At 56.9% G+C, this 3,666-nt stretch carries 5 protein-coding genes; all 5 read right to left on the bottom strand.

The annotated features are described in order from the left end of the window. On the bottom strand, nt 1–1,061 hold a 1,061-nt coding region (gene mobV / locus AB9K35_RS21990; RefSeq protein ID WP_369929483.1), incomplete at its 3' end, for a MobV family relaxase. 237 nt (nt 1,062–1,298) lie between these two features. Further along, nucleotides 1,299–1,910, bottom strand: a complete 612-nt coding sequence (locus tag AB9K35_RS21985) for a hypothetical protein (protein ID WP_369929481.1) — start codon at nt 1,908–1,910, stop codon at nt 1,299–1,301. Nucleotides 1,911–2,121: 211 nt separating this feature from the next. Further along, nucleotides 2,122–2,445 carry a hypothetical protein gene (locus tag AB9K35_RS21980; RefSeq protein WP_369929479.1) on the bottom strand — a complete coding sequence of 108 codons (324 nt, stop codon included), beginning with the start codon at nt 2,443–2,445 and terminating at the stop codon, nt 2,122–2,124. 440 nt (nt 2,446–2,885) lie between these two features. Further along, nucleotides 2,886–3,227 carry a hypothetical protein gene (locus AB9K35_RS21975; protein WP_369929477.1) on the bottom strand — a complete coding sequence of 114 codons (342 nt, stop codon included), beginning with the start codon at nt 3,225–3,227 and terminating at the stop codon, nt 2,886–2,888. Between the two features lie 198 nt (nt 3,228–3,425). Continuing rightward, the coding region (locus AB9K35_RS21970) for a hypothetical protein (RefSeq protein WP_369929475.1) at nt 3,426–3,666 on the bottom strand (241 nt) is incomplete at its 5' end.

Raw genomic sequence — 3,666 nt, 5'->3', positions numbered from 1 at the left:
GCGTCCCGCTGGATCTGCTGCTCCCGCTCTTTCACTTGGCTGAACCGCCGGGCATAGCCGACAAGAGCGTCCCAGTATGGCCGCACCGCCGATTTCCAGCCGCTCAGGGCCTCGCCCCTTGGAATGATGGGTTCCGGCGTCTTGTTGAGCGTCAGGCCCTCTGTTGGCTTCTCTGGCGTTTTGGGCCGGTGCGCCAGCTCCCCGGCGTCGATCGCGTCCAAGCCCAGCGACAGGGCCGCGGCTGTGTCGTCTGCTGCGGAAAGCACCCGTGCAGCCTCCTGCCTGTCCTTCTCAGCATAGGAACGCAGTTTCTTGGCCGTCTCGACGTCTTTGACCGCCTCGGCGTTATGCTGTTCGATCTCTGACAGCTTGGCCGCCTGCATCGCGCGATATTTGGCCGGTGCCATATTCCGCGCCCCCGTGACCTTCTTGGAGATCCCACGCTTGAGGCCAAGGTCCGCGACGCTCTCCCAGTAAGCGGTCTGGAGCTTCTCGTGTTCGTGCTTGCTGCCACCGATGAAGTCTTTCGCAGAGAGACCCCATGCAGGCGGTTGAGAGGCCCTCTTGGCCCCTTCTCTGCCCCTCCTGGCACGGCCACGCTTGGCGCGTTCTTTGAAGACCAGGGGAACGGCCAAGATTTGCAGATGAGGAGTCTCTTCGTCATCGTGGAGCTGGGCGGAGAGGATGTTCTCCTCCCCCAGTTTCTTCTTTGCAAAGGAAAGGGATTGCCGGACCCACGCCACGCGCTCCTTGTCCGTTGCAGTGTCGAACCAATCGCCGCTGGCCGTGAGGACCATCTCAACGGCCTTCACGCTGTCCTTTCGCAGCTTCTTCGGATCGATTCCGCGCTCGTCCAGCTTGCGGCGCCACGCGGCTACGGCATCCTCTTCGCCGGCGAGAAGGCGGGCACCACCACCGAACCTGGGGTTCGGATTGGTCGCGTGCTCCGTGCCTTTCTCGTCTGCGCGGGAATTATGCCGGCCACGACCGCCAAGCTCGGCGAGGTCTTTGACTTTCTCCGTTCGGAGAATGGCGAATTTCTTTGGCTCGTCCTGCTGCATCGTTGCCCCCGTTCGCGGAGCGAACGCAGCCTCCGGCAGGGTCTCCCGGAAGGGTCTCGATGAAGTCGCGCACGCACCTTTTTTTCAGCCCGACAGGGCGGCTCGGAAATAAAAGGGGAGTAAGTCCCCTTTATTCCGCCCTTCGGGTTCTTGGAAAGGAAATGCGCCCCGCAGAGGCTTGTCGCAACTTCTGCCCTGGGCGCAGCGCAGCGAAGCCCAAGGCAGGGAGGCAAGCAGTCAGCCTTCGTCGGTTTCTTCCCCTTCGAAGGTCTCGCCGGGGCCTGCGATTTCAGGGGCTTTTCTCAGCTCTGTGATGAACTTCACCCGGTCGCCATTGAAGAATAGCGCGGGGTTGATCCAGTAGCGATTTTGATCTGCTGACGGCGCGATGAAGCCGTTCTCGATCAGGTTCATCCTGCCCCTGAAATACGTCGCCTTGGAGATCGAGGAGCCAACAGATTTCGCGTGTCTTTTGGCTGCTGTCTCGCTCATATAGACGATGTCTTTATTCGGGTCTCTGGCCATCTCTTTCCAAATCGCTGTGAGAACCTTCGCGCCTGCCGAAGTCAGGCCGAAGAACGCCCCGATCTGAGCCTGAAAGACCTTCACGAACTTCTCAGAATCAACCGCAATCCTCTGCGTGATTTCAGCCGTTCCGGCCCACTCTCCCGTTTCCATATTGACGACCGCAAGGTCGTCGCCACCGACAGATACCTTTTTGCCTCTGGTCTTCACACGAAAGCCCTTAGTGAAAGGGCTTTCGTCGTGGATGATCCCTGGCAGGAGGCCCTGCTCAGCTTCGACTTCGATTTCTTGTCCTGTATCCTTTGGCACTTTACTGCTCTCCATTGCTACTTCTCCGGATCAGGTGAGGTAGAGACTTACGGTCTCACGGTAACCATACAAAACTGAAACTATCAATACTCAAATGTGCAACAAGGAGTCTCAATACTTGAAACTGCACATTGTGTAAAATCAATGACTTACATCATTCCTCTTTTCTTCCTCTTATGGGGGTGATCCAGAACCCCCCCATAAGTCTCAGGAACTGAGACTGAAACTAACGATCAGTCCCCCCCTTTCTGGGTTTCACGGGCTGCTTTTTTTGATGTTTGTCAGTGTAAGCTTTCAGCTTTGTAGCGAAGATCAGGCGGTTATATCCAAGAGCTTCGGCAAGACGGGCAGCCGCTCGATGTGCTTCTTTGATGCTCGCACCAACAAGGCGAGCAGCTGCAAGATCTTCGATTGTGTTCAGTGCAAATAAAACATCGTTAAGGCGCGGTTCTGGTGCTTCGATCACATGAACAGCTCTTATCAAGTCTTCCGGTTGTTGCTCTTGGGGAAGAAATAAATCTTGAGCTTCATCTCGTATCTTTTGGGCCATTTTCGCCTCCTATTTTTGAAAACCTTTGAGAAGATAGGTCTCGTATCCAAAAACAGAAAAAGGGCCTTTCAGGCCCTCAAAATGGGATGCCCTACGGCCCCTTTTGATGGGAGCGGTCATCCCATTTTGGGCAAGATGAGAGGGTAGCGCAGAACCCCTACCGCCCGCTTGTTGTAAGTGCTGCGTAATTGCTGAGAAAATGGGGTTTCACGGGAGTGCTGGTGAAGATCTGTTCCTGTGCTACCTTACCCCTGCTTCATCGGTTTTTTGAGGCACGGCCCGCGTGTTAACCAGTGGCTTTTTTCCCAGTGCGCGGGCCGGTTTCACTTCTCCTACAACATCTCGGGTTTCGCGCCCCCATCACGCAGCGACCGCCAAGAGTCTGGCAAGTGATGGGGGCGTAGCGCCGTTCCGGCGCTATGAGTCTCAGTTCCTGAGACTCATCCCTTCCTGTTCAGAATGCGAGACCACAGGCCACGGGAACGCAGGGCGTCCAGCTCTGCCGCCTGTTCCTCGATCTTCTTCGCCAGGTTGGCCCGGTCGCCCGAAACGGCTTCGATGCCGCCGAGCTCGTCGGCCAGCGCCAGCGTGTCAGGATCGACCCAGGTTTTCCGCCAGCCCGCAGCTTTTTTCCTGTCGTAATGCTCTTTGGCCCGCTCTTTCGCAGTTTTGACCTGCGAATTGTGCCCGATGCCTGGCGCAGTGCCTGCGTTTTTCTTAGTAGTTCTCACGCCGTCGTCCTCTGGGAAGCCAGGAAAAGTGCCTGTGTCTTCGATGCTCATTGTTATACCTGCGTTAGTTCTCACAGAGAAGATTGGTCGTTTTCGTGAGGACCAAAGAAAAAATGTGAGAACTGCGTCCAGAGAAGTGAGAACTACGCGTTATTTTCGTAAGAGCTGCGGCCAAGCTGGCCCGGCAAAAGAGCCGTTAGGCACAAGAAAACAAGGAAAAAAGCGTCAGCTCTGCTGACACCACCAAAATTACCGCTGATCCTGCGCCCGGTCCCGGCGGCGTTTGATCTCCTCGATCTCCGGCAGCACCGGCCGAGCCTGTGCTGTCCGCGCTGCTGAGATGGTTGCGGCGTCCCGCTGGATCTGCTGCTCCCGCTCTTTCACTTGGCTGAACCGCCGGGCATAGCCGACAAGAGCGTCCCAGTATGGCCGCACCGCCGATTTCCAGCCGCTCAGGGCCTCGCCCCTTGGAATGATGGGTTCCGGCGTC

This window comes from Leisingera sp. XS_AS12, assembly GCF_041224635.1.
Taxonomy (GTDB): domain Bacteria; phylum Pseudomonadota; class Alphaproteobacteria; order Rhodobacterales; family Rhodobacteraceae; genus Leisingera.
Note: the sequence above shows the minus strand (reverse complement) of the source record. Positions and strands in the feature narration are given on the sequence as shown.

Coding starts and splice junctions, on each gene's coding strand:
- AB9K35_RS21985 (WP_369929481.1), bottom strand. CDS start 1,910: ATGGAGAGCAGTAAAGTGCCAAAGGATACAGGACAAGAAATCGAAGTC.
- AB9K35_RS21980 (WP_369929479.1), bottom strand. CDS start 2,445: ATGGCCCAAAAGATACGAGATGAAGCTCAAGATTTATTTCTTCCCCAA.
- AB9K35_RS21975 (WP_369929477.1), bottom strand. CDS start 3,227: ATGAGCATCGAAGACACAGGCACTTTTCCTGGCTTCCCAGAGGACGAC.